We start from the raw sequence: 16035 nt of genomic DNA, 5'->3' as shown, positions 1-16035 counted from the left end.
GTGGCTTCGTCCGACCCGACGTCAGGACTGCGGGCCGGGCTGCGCGGCCTCACCACGCGGGGACGCTCCTTCCTCGCCGCCGGCGTCACCGCGGTGATCTGCGCCTACGTGCTCGACCAGGACGCGCTGCTGCGCGTCGGCGTGCTGCTCGCCGCGCTGCCGCTGGCCGCCGCGATGGTGGTCGCCAACACCCGCTACCGGGTGGCCAGCGGCCGCCGGCTGAGCCCGCGTCGAGCGGTGGCCGGCCAGGAGGCCCGGGTCCACCTGCGGGTCGACAACGTCTCCCGGGTGCCCACCGGGCTGCTGCTCCTGGAGGACAAGGTCCCCTACGTGCTCGGGCCGCGCCCGCGCTTCGTGCTGGACCGGGTCGAGCCGCGCGGCCACCGCGAGGTCTCCTACCGGGTCCGCTCCGACCTGCGCGGCCGCTACCCGCTCGGGCCGCTCCAGCTGCGGCTGTCCGACCCGTTCGGGATGTGCGAGGTGAACCGCTCCTTCTCCGCCTCCGACGTCCTCACCGTCGTCCCCCAGGTCCAGGCCCTGCCGTACGTGCGGCTGAACGGCGAGTGGGTCGGCCAGGGCGAGAGCCGTTCCCGCACCCTGGCGCTGGCCGGCGACGACGACGTGATCCTGCGCGAGTACCGCCCCGGCGACGACCTGCGCCGGGTGCACTGGAAGTCCACCGCCCGGTACGGCGAGCTGATGGTGCGCCGCGAGGAGCAGCCGCAGCGGGCCCGGGCGACCGTCCTGCTGGACACCCGGGAGATCGGCCACCGGGGCACCGGCCCCGCCTCCTCCTTCGAGTGGGCGGTGAGCTGCGCCGCCTCGGTCGCCGTGCACCTGCTGGAGCGCGGCTACCAGACCCAGCTGCTCACCGACACCGGCCAGTGGGTGCCCGGGCCCGGCACCGGCGGCAACTCCGGGGCCGACGCCTCCGGCCTGATCCTGGACGCGCTCGCGGTGGCCGACCTGTCCGACGGCGGCGGGCTCTCCCGTGCCGAGGAGCCGCTGCGCGCCGGCGGCGAGGGGTTGCTGGTCGCCGTCCTCGGTGAGCTCGACGAGGCGCAGACCGCCCGGCTCGCCCGGCTGCGCAGCCGTACCGGCGGGGCCATCGCCTTCCTGATCGACACCGGCACCTGGGCGGGCCTGCGGATGCTCGCCCCCAACACCGGCGGCGACGAGTTCCGCGCCCGGGTCCGGCAGCTGCGCGAGGCCGGCTGGACGGTCCTGCCGGTCGGCTCCGGGGACTCCGTCCCGGACCTCTGGCGGGCCGCCGACGGCGCCAAGACGACCTCCCCCTACCGAGAAGAGGCCGGCGCGTGACGACCCGGGCCAAACTGACCGTGTACTCGGCGCTGGCCACCGCCCTGGCGTCGCTCTGCCTGACCCCGCTGCTCACCACCAGGAGCTGGATCACCCACGCCTTCCTGGTGATCGCGGTGATCGCGGCGGTCGGCGCGGGCCTGCGCCGGTCCCCGCTGTACCGCTGGACGGTGCCGGTCGGCCAGCTGCTGGTGCTGTTCCTGCTGATCCTGATCGGCTTCGCCGGCTCCGGGTCGCTGCTGGGCGGCCTGGTGCCCGGGCCGTCCTCGCTGCGCGCCCTCGACCGGGTCTTCGGCTCCGGTCTGGACGACATCCAGCAGTACGCCATCCCGGCGCCGCCCAACGCCGGCCTGCGGCTGATCCTGGTCACCTCGGTCGGCCTGGTCGCCGTCGTGGTGGACACCGTCGCGGTGACGTACCGGCGCTCGGCGCTGGCCGGGCTGCCGCTGCTGGCGCTGTACTCCGTCGGCAACGGCTTGGCCGGGGACCGCGGCAGCTGGGTCTGGTTCGGCCTGGCGTCGGCCGGCTACCTGGTGCTGCTGTTCGCCGAGGGGCAGGACCGGGTCTCCCGCTGGGGCCGGGTCTTCCGCGGCAACTCGAACTCCTCGCTCGGCACCGACAGCACCCGCGCGGTCGGCCTGGGCGGCCAGCAGGTCGGCATCCTCGCGCTGGTCGTGGCCCTGCTGCTGCCGGTCCTCCTGCCGCACTGGGACTCCGGTCTGCTGCACCCCGGCTCCGCGGCCGCGGGCAAGAACGCCATCGGGGCGGCGACCAGCCTCGACCCGCTGGTCAGCCTGGAGTCCGAGGTCACCAAGCCGACCGACAACGAGCTGCTCACCTACACGCTCGACAGCGAGCTGGCCGACCAGATCTACCTGCGCACCGGGGCGCTGGACCAGTTCGACGGGACCAACTGGAGGCTCGGCAGCACCACGGTCAACGACCTCCAGACCACCCTGCCCACCCCCGAGGGCCTGCGGGACGTCAACATCCCCCGGATCGAGGGCGACTTCCAGATCAGCGACCGGCTGGAGAAGAGCTGGCTGCCGATGCCCTACCCGGCCGCGTCCGTCCAGCTCCCCAACCGGGCCGACTGGAAGCTCGACCCGCTCACCCGCACCGTCGTCCCGACCAACGACCGGGCGATCCGCGGCCTGCGCTACCACGTCAGCTCGCTGGACGTGCGGCCCACCGCCAATGACCTGCGCACCGCGGCGGCCGCGCCGCAGGACATCCGGGACCACTACACCGGCCTCCCCTCGGACCTCCCCCCGGTCGTCGCGCAGCAGGCCCGGGAGGTCACCGCCAAGGCGCAGAACGACTACGACCGGGCGATGGCGCTGGTGAACTGGTTCACCGGCCCGCAGTTCCAGTACGACACCGCGGTCGCCGGCGGCACCGGCAGCAACGCGATCGCGGTCTTCCTGCGCGACCGCAAGGGCTTCTGCGTGCACTTCGCCTCCACCATGGCGGCGATGGCCCGCACCCTGAAGATCCCGTCCCGGGTGGCCGTCGGCTTCACCCCCGGCGACGCCAAGGGCGGCAACGTCTACTCGGTGACCGGCCGGATGTACCACGCCTGGCCCGAGCTGTACTTCGCGGGCTACGGCTGGCTGCGCTTCGAGCCCACCCCGAGCCGCGGCGTCCAGCCCCGCTACACCGAGCAGTCCACCACCCCGACCGCCGCGCCGACCCAGCACCCGACCGCCGGCGCGCAGAGCTCGGCGCCGGTCCCGGCCCCGACCACCAGCAAGGACTGCGACGCGAAGCAGCGCCAACTGGGCGAGTGCGGTGGCAGGAGCAAGGCCGTCAGCACCGCCTCCGACGACTCCTGGCTGCTGTCCGGCCAGGTGCTGGGCACCGCCGCCACGGTGGCGCTGGTGATCGCGCTGCTGCTGGTCCCGATGCTCTGGCGGGCGGCGCTGCGCCGGCGCCGACTCGGCGGCGGCGGGCGGCGCGGGCCCGGCGGCGGCCCGGCCGAGCTGACCGACGCCCAGGTGCTGGCCGCCTGGGACGAGTTGATCGACTCCGCCTGGGACCTCGGAATTCCCCCGGACGAGTCATGCACCCCGCGTTCGACCGCCCGGCGGATCACCGAGAAGGCGGAGCTGGACGCGGACTCGGCGGCGGCCACCGGGCGGCTGGCACTGGCCACCGAACGGGTGCTCTACGCCCCGTCCGGCCAGGTCACCACCGCCCCGCTGGCGGCCGACGTCCGCACCGCCCGGCAGGGCCTGCGGGCCACCGCCGGCCGGGTCGAGCGGGCCAGGGCGGTGCTGCTGCCGCCGTCCTCGGCCCAGCTGTGGTGGCGGATCTCCGACGCCCTGCGGACGGCCCGGACGGCGATCGGCACCCGGGCCGGCCGGGTGTCCGCGGCGGTCTCCGGACCGGTGCGGCGGGTGCTCTCCCGGCGGAGGCGCGGCCCGGAGTCCTGAGCGGGCTCCGGGGGATCCCCGAGGGGGACCGAGCCGTTCCTGAGCAACGCGAACGCCGGGGGCGGGCAGTCGATCCGACTGCCCGCCCCCGGCGTTCGTCCAGCGTGTGCGCGCCCCGGCGGGCGTGCCGCGTGCGGCTCAGAAGCCGCCGGTCTGCTCGTCCCGACGGCGCTGCCAGCGCTGTTCCACCCGGTCCATCATCCCGGCCTTGCGGCGCGGTGCGGCGGCCGGCCGGGGGCCGGAGCCCTGGCCGGCGGGCCCGCGGCGCCAGCCGGTCACGGCGAACACCGCGCACCCGAGCATCACCAGGAAACCCACGACGCTGACCCAGATCTGATCGGGGACGACCATCCCGCCCATCAGCAGGCCGATGCCCACCACGAAGCCGGCGATGGCCAGGTACACCCGCCGGCGGGTGTAGGTGCGCAGCCCGGTTCCCTCAAGCGCCGTCGCGAATTTGGGATCTTCGGCATACAGCGCTCGCTCCATCTGGTCGAGCAGTCGCTGCTCGTGCTCCGAGAGCGGCACGGAGTCCTCCTACTCGTCGGTCGCGGGTGCGACCGGTCCGCCACCCCGGTCGGGGAGGCAAAGTCCAATCAGCCATCGGGGCACACGGTCGGACGCCTGTGCGGGGGGACCCGGCCCGTGTCGTCCATATGCCCCACGTATCCGGCTGTCATGCTTTCCGGCTTTACCCAGATCATACGGTCCGTGGGCCCGTTACGGGGTGGTCTGCGCCGCGTGGGACGGGCCACTTCGACCGGGCACGGCCGCACCCGTCCCAACGCGACAAGCTCCGGACAAGTGCCCGAACGGGTGGAATCGGTTCGGACCTGGGCAGGTTCCGGACCACACGGACGAGGCCTACAGGCATCCGGGAAGCGAACCGCCGCCGGACGGTGTGCGAACCGTACGGCGGCGGGGAGGTCTCGCGACGGCTCAGGCCAGGGTGGCCAGCAGGTGCAGCTGGGTCGCCACGGCGTGGAAGGCGAGCTGCGCGGCGGCGGCCTCCTCCAGCTTCAGCAGCGCCTCCAGCGCACCCGGCTCGGCGTCCACCAGCACACCGGGGACCAGGTCGGCGAAGACCCGGACGCCGTGCACCGACTCCACCCGCAGGCCCGCGCCCTCGGCCAGGCGGCCCAGCTCCTCGCCGGTGAAGCGGCGCGGCATCGGGTCCTGCTCGCCCCAGCGGCCGTCCGTCCCGGACAGCACCGTCCGGGCCTCGGTGAAGTGCCCGGCCAGCGCGCGGGCCAGCACGGCGCCGTTGCGGTTGGCGGCCAGCAGGCTCACCAGGCCGCCCGGGCGCAGGGTGCCGGCCAGGCTGCCGAGCGACTCCGCCGGGTCGTCCACGACCTCCAGCACGCCGTGGCAGAGCACCGCGTCCACGGTGCCGGGGGCGATCAGCTCGGGCAGCGTCTGGGTGTCGCCCTGGACGGCCCGGACCAGGTCCGTCACCCCGGCCTCGGCGGCCCGGCGCTCCAGCGCGAACAGCGCGTCCGGGCTCGGGTCGACCACGGTGACCCGGTGGCCGAGCTTGGCCACCGGCACGGCGAAGTTGCCGGTGCCGCCGCCGGTGTCGACCACGTCGAGCACCGGCTGGTCCAGCTCGGCCACCCGCTTCTCCAGGGCTGCCCGCACCACCTCCCACACCACGGCGGTACGCAGGGCACTGCGGGGACGCGTCGGGTACAAGATGGGGCTCCTCGGCACGTGCAGATCGGTCAGGATGCCTCCACCTTAGACCGGGCGGGTGGCGGGGCCCGTCACCCCCGGCGGCTCGTCGCCGTCCAGCGGCAGCCGTGGCGCCGGCGGGGCCGGACGCAGGGCGAGCAGGCGCTCGACCAGGCGCAGGAACAGGGCGGAGTTGCGGACCAGATCGTCGGCGTCGCGGGCCGTGGCGGCGCCCCGGATCCCGGCCTCGGCGGCGGCCCGGCGGCGGGCGCCGGCGCCGTAGTAGAGCGCCCACTCGGCCAGCTCGGGGGCCACCTCGGGCAGCACCTCCCACGCACTGCGGATGGCCTTGCGCCGACGCGGGCTCTTCTCCGGCCGGCCGCGCACCGCGAGCACGGCCGCCACCGTGCGCAGCGCGGCCAGATGGGCGGTGGCGTACCGCTCCAGCGGGTCCTCCAGGACGCGGGCCCGGGCGAGCGTGCGGTGGGCGTCGGCGAGCAGGTCGAGGGCGGCCGGCGGCGCGGCGATCCGGCGCAGTACGGGATGGACGTCCCCGCCACCCGGGCGCCCGCCCGGGGAGAACGGCAGGGCGGCGGAGTGGAGGCGGGCGGTGACGGGCTCAGGATGGCTGATGGTCATGGTCTCCCCCGTTCCGAGGCAGCGCGCGGACCGGATGGTCCGTGCCCCTCCATCGTGAACGGGACCACTGACAACGGGACCCGACCGGGTGACCGGCGGCGGGCGCGGGCCTCCCCCCGGCCCCCGCACCGCCGCCGTACGCCGCCGCGCCGCCGTTCCCCCACGGACAGCGGTGGCGAGCTCCCCGCTCCGGTGGCCGGTCTCCCCCGGCCCGCTCCGCCGCCCCGTGTCGGCGGTGCAGGGCCCGTGACCGGCACCCGTGGCGGACCTCCGCCGCCGTCCCCCGGCCCCTCATGGACCGGTGGACGGACGGATCCGCCTCCCGGGGCGTGGCGCCCGACGCGCCGCCGTCCCGAGTGGCACCACTCTCCCGTTCCGGGCACCCAGCGGGCCATCCGCTGACGTACTCAACCCGGATATGAGTACGCGTACTCAGATCCGCCGGGCGCCCGGGCCCGGCCGTGGCCGGAACCGGCGGGCCGACCCGGTACGTCCAGGTACGGTACGGCGTGGCCGGGGCGGCCCGGCGACGGTTGCCACAAGGAGGGGGAAGCGATGAGGAGGGGGAAGCCATGACGATCGTGCCGCTGATCTTCACCAGCGGACTCGCCAGCGGCATCAACGCCTACGCGGTGGTGCTGCTGCTCGGGCTGATGGGCCGGTTCGCCGGCGCGGATTCGGTACCGCCCGCGCTGGAGCGCACCGACGTGCTGATCGCGGCCGCCGTGCTGTTCCTGCTGGAGGCGGTGGCCGACAAGATCCCGTTCGTCGACAGCCTCTGGGACTCCGTGCACACCGTGATCCGGCCGATCGCGGGCGCCACCGTCGGAGCGCTGATCGCCAGCGCCGACCCGGGCTCGCTCGGCGAGGTCGCGGCGGGCGCGATGGGCGGCACGACGGCGCTGGTCAGCCACCTGGTCAAGGCCTCGCTGCGGATGGCGGTCAACACCTCGCCGGAGCCGGCCAGCAACATCGCGGTCAGCCTGGCGGAGGACGTCTCGGTGGCCGGCGTGGTCTCCCTGGCGATCTTCCACCCCTGGCTGGCCGCCTCGATCGCCGCCGTCCTGCTCGCCGTCGGCCTGCTGCTGGTCTGGTTCGCGATCAGCCGGATCCGCGCCTTCCGGGCCCGCCGCCGGGAACGCCGCGCGGCCCGCGCCGCCCGCGAGGAGGGGGCGGAGCGGACGTACGTCCAACGGCCCTAGGACACGCCCTAGGATCAGATGCCATGGCACGGATCGTCATCATCGGCGCAGGAATGAGCGGGCTCGCGGCGGCCTCCCGGCTGGCGACCCTCGGACACCGGGTGACGGTCTGCGAGGCCGGCGGCACGTACGGGGGCATGGTCGGCCGGTACGAGCGCGACGGCTTCGCCTTCGACACCGGCCCCGGCCTGCTGACCCTCCCGGCCGTCTACCGCGACCTCGCGCTGAAGACCGGCAAGGAGCCGCTGGAGCAGCTCGTCGGCCTCGCCCCGGTGGACCCGGAGAGCCGGCACCTGTTCCCGGACGGCACTGCCGTCACCCTGCCCAACGCCTCCCGCGGCGGCGTCAGCCAGGCCCTGGACGCCGCCTTCGGCGCCGGCTCCGGCGCCCGCTGGAGCGAGGTCATGAACCACGGCCGGACGGTCTGGGAGGCCACCCGCCGCCCACTCCTGGAGGAGCCGCTCCCGGCCGACCGGACGCCGCTGCACACCGACCCCTACCCCGTCCCGCCCCGGCGCGGCCTGCTCGCCCGGCTCGGCCGGCCCCGCCCGTGGACCCTCGCCGACGTCGCCGCCCGCGAACTCGGCGGTCACCCCGGCCTCACCGCTCTGCTGTCCGAGCACGCCCTGCGCTTCGGCCTGCCCCCGGGGACGGCCCCCGCCGGGGCCACCGTGCTGCCCTACATGGAGCAGTCCTTCGGCGTCTGGTACGTCCGCGGCGGCCTGCGGGCCCTGGCGGACGCGGTCCACCGGCGCTGCGAGCTGCGCCGGGTGGAGTTCCGCTTCGGCACCCCGGTCACCGAGGTGGTCCTCAAGGACGGCCGGGCCTGCGGCGTCGACACCCCGGACGGCCGGATCGACGCGGACCTGGTGGTCTCCTCGATGGACACCAGGGCCCTGTTCGGCCACGGTGTCGCCCGGTGGCCCGGGCTCGACGCCGAGGAGTGGGAGCCGTCCGAGGTGCCCGGCCGGTTCAGCGTGCTGCTCGCCCTGCGCGGCCCCCGGCCGGACGGCACCGCGCACCGGACGGTGGTGCACGCCGCCGACCCGGCCGCCGAGCAGAACGCCCTGACGCTCTCGGCCCCGCCCTGCGGACGCCCCACCCTCCAGGTGCTGCGCCCGGACGATCCCTCCCTGCGCCCCGACGACGCGCACGAGAGCGTGGTGCTGACCGCGACCGTCCCGGCCCAGGGCGACGTCGACTGGACGGCCCCCGGTCTCGCCGAGCACTACGCGGACCAGCTGCTGGCCCACGCCGACACCGCCGGGCTGGGCCTGCGCGAGCGGGTGCTGTGGCGGGTCGTCCGCACCCCGGACGACACCCGCCGGGAGACCGGTGCGCTCGGCGGCTCGGTACCCCGGCCCGCGTTCGCCGGCTCGGACGGGCGGTGGCTCCAGCCCGCCAACGAGTCGCCCGTCCCCGGCCTCTACCTGATCGGCGGAGCGGCCCACCCGGGCGGCGGACTGGCCCGGTCCGGTATGTCCGCCTGCATCGCCGCCAACCTCATCGGCCCGGCCTAGGGTCGCCTGGAGACCGCCGGGCCCGGACCGGGGCTCAGCCCTGCGGCCAGGTGTTCTGCTGCTGGTAGCCGTAGGCGTGGTCGTACGACTGCTGCGGGCCCTGCGGGTGCTGCTCCGGGTGCTGTCCCGGGTGCTGCTGGGGCGTCTGCCACTGCTGCTGCGGGTGCTGTTCCCAGCCGGGCTGCTGCTGGGGGTAGGCCTGGTACTGGTCCTGCTGGGGGTAGCCGCCGTACGGGTCCGGCTGCTGCGGGTAGCCGCCGTAGCCCTGGTCGTAGGCGAAGGCGGGCTGCTGCTGGCCCTGCCACTGCTGCTGCTCGTAGGTCGGCTGCGGCTGGGCGGTGTCGTAGCCGGCCTGGTAGGCCTCGGCGTAAGGGTCGTGCGGCTGCTGCTCGTAGTAGGCGGGCGCGTAGACGCCGTCCTGGGCGAGTTCCTGCATCTCGAAGGCGGCGGTCTGCTCGGCCTCGGGGACGTCCTCGGTGGCCGGGGCGGTGATCCGGGTCTCCTCGACGGCGCTGACCTCGCCGACCCGCTCCTCGCCGGCCTCGACGGCGGCCGCGGCGACCGCGCCGCCGGTGAGGGCCCCGAGCAGCGGCACCTTGGCGAGCGGGCCGGGCAGGGCGCCGTCGGCCTTGCGCAGCGACCAACCGGCCCGGTATCCGCGCTTCACGGAGAGGGTGACGAAGGTCTGGCCGAGCGCGAACAGCACGGCGCCGGCGCCGATCACCGGGACCGAGCCGAGGGTCATACCGGCGGCCACCGCGAGGAAGCCGACCAGGGCGAGGGCCCGCCAGTGCAGCGGGGCCCGGTTCTGCAGCAGGACCTCGGCTACCAGCCAGAGCGCCACCACCGCCAACGCGACGTACAGCAGCAGGTATCCGATGCCCATCCGCCCGCTACCTCCAGTCGCGTGCCCGCGCTCGCCGCGCGTGTGCGGCGACTGTACCGGTTCAACGGCCGGGGTACCGCATCGCGTTCCCGCCGGTCGCGGCCCGGGCGCACACGACCGAGCCCGCCACCGTCGGGGCGGTGACGGGCCGGTGAACGTCCGGTCTCGCGGGGTCCGGTCAGGCGTGGCGCTGGTGCAGGCCGAGGTTCTGGTAGATCTCCAGCGTCGCCGTGGAGTGGTTGAGCGTGATGAAGTGCAGGCCCGGCGCGCCTTCGGCGAGCAGGCGTTCGGCCATCGCGGTGGCGTGCTCCATGCCGATGGCGCGCAGCGCCGCCGGGTCGTCGATGGCGGCCCGCAGGCGGGCCTCCAGGTCGGCGGGGAAGGCGGAGCCGCTCAGCTGGGGGAAGCGCTCCAGCTGCTTGGCGTTGGTGACCGGCATGATCTCCGGGATGATCGGCGTCTCGCAGCCGGCGGCGGTGACCCGGTCGCGCAGCCGCAGGTAGTCGTCGACCTCGAAGAACATCTGGGTGATCGCGTAGTCGGCGCCCGCCCGGATCTTCCCGACGAAGTGCCGGATGTCGTCGTCCCAGTCGGTCGAGCGCGGGTGCATGTTCGGCGAGGCGGCGACGCCGACGCAGAAGTCGCCGATGCCCTTGATCAGCTCCACCAGCTCGTACGCGTAGGTGACGCCGTCCGGGTGCCGGACCCACTCGCCCATCGGGTCACCGGGCGGGTCGCCCCGGACCGCGAGGACGTTGCGGACGCCCTGGTCGGCGTACTGGCCGATGATGTTGCGCAGCTCGGCGATCGAGTGGTCGACGGCGGTCAGGTGGGCGACCGGGATCAGCGTGGTCTCGGTGGCGATCCGGCCGACCATGTTGACGGTGCGCTCGCGCGAGGAGCCGCCGGCGCCGTACGTCATGCAGACGAAGTTGGGGTCGAGCGGTTCGAGCCGGCGGATGGCGTCCCAGAGCCTCTGCTCGCCGACCTCGGTGCGCGGGGGCATGAACTCGAAGGAGAAGGACCGCTTACCGGCCGCCAGGAGCTCGCGGACCGTCAGTGCGCGATCCGGTCTGGTGGAAGCGATGCCGAGTGCCATGCTGGCAGGTTATCGGGCGTTCGAAGGAGCCGGACAACTCGGTACCACGGATTGAGACAAGTGGTGGACGCCGTTCCACTCGACATTCCACCCGAGGTTTCGACCACCCGGGGCCGCTTCCGACCGGCGCCCGGGCCGGCGAGGGCCGGCGCCCGCCCTGGTCCGCACGCCGGCTCGCACATCCGTTCCCGGCCGCCCCGCTACGCTTGCTGCACCCCAGCGAACCAGCGGAGCCTCATCGTGACCTCGTCCAGCAACCGGCCGGCCAACCCCATTGACGTGGAGGACGTCCGCGCGCGCGTGAACGCCGCCCTCGCCGCGTTCATGACCGGCCAGTCCGCCCTGCTGGGCACGATCTCCCCGCAGCTCGCCCCCGCCGCCGACGCCCTGCGCGACTTCCTGCTGGACGGCGGCAAGCGGCTGCGCCCGGCCTTCTGCTACTGGGGCTGGCGCGGCGCCGGCGGCCCGGCCGACGGCGAGGGGATCGCGAACGCGGCGGCCGCGCTGGAGCTGCTCCAGGCGAGCGCCCTGGTGCACGACGATCTGATGGACCGCAGCGACACCCGCCGCGGCCTGCCCTCGATCCACCGCCGCTTCGAGGCGCTGCACCGGGACAGCGGCTGGCGCGGCGACCGCGAGCAGTACGGCGCCTCGGCGGCGGTGCTGCTCGGCGACCTGCTGCTGATCTGGTGCGACGAGCTGTTCCTGCGCTCGGGCCTGGAGCCGACCGCGGTGCTGGCCGCCAAGCCGGTGTTCGACCTGATGCGCACCGAGGTCATGGTCGGCCAGTACCTGGACGTGCTGGAGCCGGTGGCCGGCGACTCGGCGGACGAGGGCGCGCTGGAGCGGGCGCAGACGGTGCTGCACTACAAGTCGGCGAAGTACACGATCGAGCGACCGCTGCAGGTCGGCGCGCTGCTGGCCGGGGCCGGCCCGGAGCTGGTGGCGGCGTTCGGGGCGTTCGGGCTGCCGCTGGGCGAGGCCTTCCAGCTGCGGGACGACCTGCTCGGTGTCTTCGGGGATCCGGCGGTCACCGGCAAGCCGGCCGGGGACGACCTGCGCGAGGGCAAGCGCACCCTGCTGGTGGCGCACGCGATGCGGGGGCTGTCGGCCGCCGACGCCCGGTACCTGGACGAGCGGCTCGGCGCCCCGGACCTGGCGCCCGAGGAGGTCGCCGGGCTGCGCGCCCTGGTGGCCCGCAGCGGGGCGCCCGAGCGGGTGGAGCACCGGATCGACGAGCTGATGCGGCAGTCACTGGCCGCACTGGAGGCGGCGCCGCTCGTCGACGGGCGCGCCCGCGCGGTGCTGCTGGCGCTGGCCGAGGCCGCCACCGTCCGCAAGTACTGAGAAATCCGCCAGTACCGGGGACGGCGGCGGCCCGCGCGACGGGTCAGGTCGAACGCACCCGCCGGGACAGCTCGGCGGCGGCGGCCTGCGGGTCGTCGGCGGCGGTGATGGCGCGGACCACGACGATCCGGCGGGCTCCCGCGGCCAGCACCTCGTCGAGGTTGCCGAGGTCGATGCCGCCGATGGCGAACCACGGCCGGTCGGTGCTCTGCTTCGCCGCGTACGAGACCAGGCCGAGGCCCGGCGCCGGGCGGCCCGGCTTGGTCGGGGTCGGCCAGACCGGGCCGGTGCAGAAGTAGTCCACGCCGGGCTCGGCGACCGCCGCGTCCACCTCGGACTCGGCGTGGCAGGACCGCCCGATCAGCACCTCGTCGCCCAGGATCGCCCGGGCGGCCGGCACCGGCAGGTCGTCCTGCCCGAGGTGCAGCACGTCCGGCCGGGCCGCGTGCGCGACGTCGGCGCGGTCGTTGACGGCCAGCAGCTTGCCGTGGCGGCGGCAGGCGTCCGCGAAGACCTCCAGGGCCGCCAGCTCCTGCTTGGCCTCCAGACCCTTGTCACGGAGCTGGACGATGTCCACCCCGCCGGCCAGCGCCGCGTCCAGGAACTCGGCGAGGTCGCCCTGCGCGCGGCGGGCGTCGGTGCACAGGTACAGCCGGGCGTCGGCCAGCCGGGCGCGCGGAGAGTCCACCGCCATCAGATCAGCATCGCCTGGGCGCGGCGCTTGACCTCGGTGCCGCGGTTCTCGCGCAGCGCCTGGATCGGGCTGCCGGGCAGCGACGGGTCCTCGGTGAACAGCCACTCCAGGATCTCGACGTCGCTGTACCCGCAGTCCCGCAGGACGGTCAGGGTGCCGGACAGGTGCTTGACCAGCCCGGGACCGTCGATGAACGCCGCGGGCACCTGCAGCGACTTGTTCGGGCCCCGCCGGACGGCGATCAGGCCGCCGTTGCGCACCAGGTCGCGGACCTCGGTGACGCGGACGCCCCACTGCTCCGAGATGTCGGGCAGGTACATCCACTCGGGGACCAGGGCTTCAATCTTGCTTTCGATCTCACTCACGCCACCAGACTGCCACCTCGGGGGGCCGCCGCGCACCAGAGGCCCCGCCAGGGCGCCGTCAGGGCCCCGTCAAGCGGTGGCCGACTTCAGCGGCACCGCCGGGTCGGCCGCCCGGGCCGGGTCCAGCGCGGTGCCGCGCTCGATCAGCCGGCGGCCCTGGGTGAGGTCGCGCGGCCGGTCGACGGCCAGCAGCGCGCTCGGCACCCCGTCGCGCAGCCAGAGCACCGTCCAGGAGGCGTCCTGCGGGCTGCCGCGCCACAGCAGTTCGTCGCCCTCGGCGTGCCGCCCGGCGTACTGGACCATTCGCCCGAACTGCTCCGACCAGAAGTACGGCACCGGGTCGTACGGCGGCGCGTCCGCGCCGAGCACGGCGGCGGCCGCGGCCTCGCCGGACTGCAGCGCGTGGTCCCAGTGCTGGACGGCCAGCCGGGCGCCGGCGCGGGCGGACGGGTAGCTGACGCAGTCGCCGGCCGCGAAGACGCCGGGCAGGCCCGTCCGCAGCCGCTCGTCCACCAGGACCGCGCCGGTCTCGTCCAGTTCGACGCCGGAGCCGGCCAGCCAACCCGTCGCGGGCCGGGCGCCGACGCCGACCACCACCTCGTCGGCGGGCAGGTGCGAGCCGTCCGCCAGCAGCACCGCGCCGGGCTCGACGGCGGCCACGCCGACCCCGCAGCGCAGGTCGACGCCGGCCTCGGCGTACCAGGCGGCCATCGCCGAGCCGACCTCGGTCGGCAGCGCGCCGGGGACGGGCGCCGGGCCCGCCTCGACCACGGTCACCTCACAGCCCGCGGCGCGCGCCGCGGTGGACACCTCGGCGCCGATCCAGCCCGCGCCGACCAGTACCAGCCGCAGGCCGGGCCGCAGCAGGGCGCGCAGCGCCAGCGCGTCGTCCAGGGTGTGCAGCAGGTGCGCGCGCTCGGCGCCGGGCAGGGCGCGCGGGGTGGCGCCGGTGGCGATCACCAGCGCGCCGTACGGGAGGTCGCCGTCGTCGGTGTGCAGCACGCCGGGGGTGAGGCCGGTGGCGCGGCGGCCGGTGAGCACCTCGATGCCGAGGTGCGGGTAGTCGATGTCCAGGGTGGTGGCGTCGGCCTTGCCGAGCAGCACGTCCTTGGACAGCGGCGGCCGGTCGTACGGCGCGTGCGGCTCCTCGCCGACCAGCGTGATCCGCCCCGGCCAGCCGCCCTGCCGCAGCTTCAGGGCGCACTGTGCCCCGGCCAGCCCGGCCCCGACGACGACCACCCGATCCGTTCCGCTCAGCTCTGCCACGCCCGTCACTGTACTCAGCGGTCCCGGGCGCCCCACCGGCCCGTCCACCCTTCGTACGGGCCTTCGGCCGGGCCGACCCCGGCGTTATGGTGGGGACACCATCACGGGAGCCCGGCGTACCGGGCTGAGAGGCGGGCTGGCACGGCCCGCGACCGTCCGAACCTGATCCGGGTCATACCGGCGAAGGGAGAAGAGCAGCTTTGTCACGCTTGCCCGAAAGCACCCGCGCCGACGTGCTGGTGATCGGCGGGGGCGTCATCGGCCTCGCCGTCGCCTGGCGCGCCGCGCAGCGCGGGCTGAAGAGGATCCTGGTGGTCGACCCCTCCCCCGGCGGCGGGGCGGCCGGGGTCGCGGCCGGGATGCTCGCCCCGGTCACCGAGCTGCAGTACGGCGAGGAGCCGCTGCTGCGCCTCGGCATGGCCTCCAACCAGCGCTACGGGGACTTCGCCGCCGAGCTCACCGAGGCGAGCGGCGGCCTGGACACCGGGTACCGCCGGTGCGGCACGATCGCGGTCGCGCTGGACTCCGACGACCGCGAGGAACTGCGCGAACTGCACGCCTTCCACCAGCGGCTCGGCCTGGACTCGGCCTGGCTGACCGGCCGGGAGGCCCGCAAGCTGGAGCCGATGCTCGCCCCCGGCGTGCGTGGCGGCCTGTACGCCGCGGACGACCACCAGGTGGATCCCCGCCGCTTGCTGACCGCCCTGCTGGCCGCCGGCGAACGCGCCGGGGTCGTGATCCACCGCGCCGAGGCCGTCGGGCTGCTGGTCGAGAACGGCCGCGCGGTCGGCGCCCGCCTCGGCACGCAGGAGACCCTGACCGCCGAGCAGGTGGTGCTCGCGGCCGGCCCGCACAGCCACCGGTTGCCCGGGCTGCCCGAGGGCGTGCTGCCGGCGATCCGCCCGGTGAAGGGGCAGATCCTGCGGCTGCGGATCCCCGGGGCGTACCGGCCGTTCCTGTCCCGCAACGTCCGCGCGGTGGTGCGCGGCCAACACCTGTACCTGGTGCCCCGGGAGAACGGCGAGCTGGTGATCGGCGCGACCACCGAGGAACAGGGCTACGACACCACGGTCACCGCCGGCGGGGTGTACGAACTGCTGCGCGACGCCCACGAGTTGGTCCCGGGCATCACCGAACTCCCGCTGGTGGAGACCTCGGCGGGGCTGCGGCCCGGCTCGCCGAACAACGCCCCGCTGCTGGGCCCGACCGCACTGCCCGGGCTGGTCGCCGCCACCGGCCACTACCGCAACGGCGTGCTGCTCACCCCGGTGACCGCCGACCTGCTCGCCGAGTACCTGGCGACCGGCGAACTTCCCGACCTGGCAACGCCGTTCACGCCCACCAGGTTCTCCCCCGACCGCTCCACCACGAAGGCCTCCGCATGACCGAGATCGCACTGACCGTCAACGGCGAGCCCCGCCGGGTGTCCGCCACGACCACCCTCGCGGAGGTGGTGGCCAGCCTCAGCGCCGCCCACAGCGGTGTCGCCGCCGCACTCAACGAGACCGTGGTGCCCCGCGGTTCGTGGCCCGACACGGAACTCTCGGCGGGCGACCGGATCGAGATCCTCACCGCCGTCCAGGGAGGCTGA

Annotated in this window: 15 protein-coding genes and 1 riboswitch; of the genes, 7 read left to right on the top strand and 8 right to left on the bottom strand. The window is 75.1% G+C overall.

Annotated features, from left to right (window positions below; all coding sequences use genetic code 11):
* On the top strand, positions 1-1320 hold the full coding sequence (locus tag ACIO5E_RS02240) for a DUF58 domain-containing protein (protein WP_400662539.1): 1320 nt from the start codon (positions 1-3) through the stop codon (positions 1318-1320).
* On the top strand, positions 1317-3755 hold the full coding sequence (locus tag ACIO5E_RS02235) for a transglutaminaseTgpA domain-containing protein (protein WP_400662536.1): 2439 nt from the start codon (positions 1317-1319) through the stop codon (positions 3753-3755). The genes ACIO5E_RS02240 and ACIO5E_RS02235 overlap by 4 nt, the downstream gene beginning before the upstream one ends.
* 138 nt (positions 3756-3893) lie before the next feature.
* Here the strand turns inward: ACIO5E_RS02235 and ACIO5E_RS02230 are convergent, their stop codons facing one another.
* The 3 genes from ACIO5E_RS02230 to ACIO5E_RS02220 all read right to left on the bottom strand — a co-directional run bounded on the left by ACIO5E_RS02230 (position 3894) and on the right by ACIO5E_RS02220 (position 6059).
* Positions 3894-4283: a DUF3040 domain-containing protein gene (locus tag ACIO5E_RS02230; RefSeq protein WP_280674480.1), complete on the bottom strand. Its 390-nt coding sequence runs from the start codon at positions 4281-4283 to the stop codon at positions 3894-3896.
* Positions 4284-4694: 411 nt separating this feature from the next.
* Positions 4695-5450, bottom strand: coding sequence for a methyltransferase domain-containing protein (locus tag ACIO5E_RS02225; RefSeq protein WP_400663408.1), 756 nt, complete (start codon positions 5448-5450; stop codon positions 4695-4697).
* A gap of 42 nt (positions 5451-5492) precedes the next feature.
* Positions 5493-6059: an SAV_6107 family HEPN domain-containing protein gene (locus ACIO5E_RS02220; RefSeq protein ID WP_400663405.1), complete on the bottom strand. Its 567-nt coding sequence runs from the start codon at positions 6057-6059 to the stop codon at positions 5493-5495.
* A gap of 578 nt (positions 6060-6637) precedes the next feature.
* On the opposite strand from ACIO5E_RS02220, the gene ACIO5E_RS02215 reads away from it, so the two are divergent.
* Together ACIO5E_RS02215 and ACIO5E_RS02210 are read left to right on the top strand one after the other, a co-directional pair.
* Complete coding sequence (locus ACIO5E_RS02215; protein ID WP_400662533.1) at positions 6638-7267, top strand: DUF4126 domain-containing protein; 630 nt, start codon at positions 6638-6640, stop codon at positions 7265-7267.
* 23 nt (positions 7268-7290) lie between these two features.
* Positions 7291-8787 (top strand): phytoene desaturase family protein, encoded by a 1497-nt coding sequence (locus ACIO5E_RS02210; RefSeq protein WP_400662530.1) that lies wholly within the window; start codon positions 7291-7293, stop codon positions 8785-8787.
* 34 nt (positions 8788-8821) lie between these two features.
* Here the strand turns inward: ACIO5E_RS02210 and ACIO5E_RS02205 are convergent, their stop codons facing one another.
* Together ACIO5E_RS02205 and metF are read right to left on the bottom strand one after the other, a co-directional pair.
* Positions 8822-9673 (bottom strand): hypothetical protein, encoded by an 852-nt coding sequence (locus ACIO5E_RS02205; RefSeq protein WP_400662527.1) that lies wholly within the window; start codon positions 9671-9673, stop codon positions 8822-8824.
* 178 nt (positions 9674-9851) lie between these two features.
* Positions 9852-10772, bottom strand: a complete 921-nt coding sequence (metF, locus tag ACIO5E_RS02200; RefSeq protein WP_400662524.1) for a methylenetetrahydrofolate reductase [NAD(P)H] — start codon at positions 10770-10772, stop codon at positions 9852-9854.
* A gap of 240 nt (positions 10773-11012) precedes the next feature.
* Here metF and ACIO5E_RS02195 point away from each other — a divergent pair, with 240 nt between their 5' ends.
* The gene (locus tag ACIO5E_RS02195) at positions 11013-12119 is read left to right on the top strand and encodes a polyprenyl synthetase family protein (protein WP_400662522.1); all 1107 of its coding nucleotides are present in this window, start codon (positions 11013-11015) and stop codon (positions 12117-12119) included.
* Positions 12120-12162: 43 nt separating this feature from the next.
* On the opposite strand, the gene thiE is transcribed toward ACIO5E_RS02195, so the two are convergent.
* The 3 genes from thiE to ACIO5E_RS02180 form a co-directional block, all read right to left on the bottom strand.
* Positions 12163-12813, bottom strand: coding sequence for a thiamine phosphate synthase (gene thiE / locus ACIO5E_RS02190; RefSeq protein ID WP_400662519.1), 651 nt, complete (start codon positions 12811-12813; stop codon positions 12163-12165).
* Positions 12813-13178 (bottom strand): Rv2175c family DNA-binding protein, encoded by a 366-nt coding sequence (locus ACIO5E_RS02185; protein WP_030239967.1) that lies wholly within the window; start codon positions 13176-13178, stop codon positions 12813-12815. The genes thiE and ACIO5E_RS02185 overlap by 1 nt, the downstream gene beginning before the upstream one ends.
* Before the next feature lie 69 nt (positions 13179-13247).
* Positions 13248-14453, bottom strand: a complete 1206-nt coding sequence (locus tag ACIO5E_RS02180) for an NAD(P)/FAD-dependent oxidoreductase (protein ID WP_400662515.1) — start codon at positions 14451-14453, stop codon at positions 13248-13250.
* 84 nt (positions 14454-14537) lie between these two features.
* Positions 14538-14650: riboswitch (TPP riboswitch) on the top strand.
* A gap of 3 nt (positions 14651-14653) precedes the next feature.
* On the opposite strand from ACIO5E_RS02180, the gene thiO reads away from it, so the two are divergent.
* Positions 14654-15829, top strand: coding sequence for a glycine oxidase ThiO (gene thiO / locus ACIO5E_RS02175; RefSeq protein WP_400662512.1), 1176 nt, complete (start codon positions 14654-14656; stop codon positions 15827-15829).
* Positions 15826-16035 carry a sulfur carrier protein ThiS gene (gene thiS / locus ACIO5E_RS02170; protein WP_400662509.1) on the top strand — a complete coding sequence of 70 codons (210 nt, stop codon included), beginning with the start codon at positions 15826-15828 and terminating at the stop codon, positions 16033-16035. Before thiO ends, thiS begins: the two co-directional genes overlap by 4 nt.

The sequence above is a fragment of the Kitasatospora sp. NPDC087314 genome, assembly GCF_044744365.1.
GTDB lineage: Bacteria > Actinomycetota > Actinomycetes > Streptomycetales > Streptomycetaceae > Kitasatospora.
Note: the sequence above shows the minus strand (reverse complement) of the source record. Positions and strands in the feature narration are given on the sequence as shown.

Bases quoted from the DNA above. Each gene is read 5' to 3' on its own strand.
- ACIO5E_RS02205 (WP_400662527.1), bottom strand. From the start codon at position 9,673: ATGGGCATCGGATACCTGCTGCTGTACGTCGCGTTGGCGGTGGTGGCG.
- thiE (WP_400662519.1), bottom strand. From the start codon at position 12,813: ATGGCGGTGGACTCTCCGCGCGCCCGGCTGGCCGACGCCCGGCTGTAC.
- ACIO5E_RS02215 (WP_400662533.1), top strand. From the start codon at position 6,638: ATGACGATCGTGCCGCTGATCTTCACCAGCGGACTCGCCAGCGGCATC.
- thiS (WP_400662509.1), top strand. From the start codon at position 15,826: ATGACCGAGATCGCACTGACCGTCAACGGCGAGCCCCGCCGGGTGTCC.
- metF (WP_400662524.1), bottom strand. From the start codon at position 10,772: ATGGCACTCGGCATCGCTTCCACCAGACCGGATCGCGCACTGACGGTC.
- ACIO5E_RS02210 (WP_400662530.1), top strand. From the start codon at position 7,291: ATGGCACGGATCGTCATCATCGGCGCAGGAATGAGCGGGCTCGCGGCG.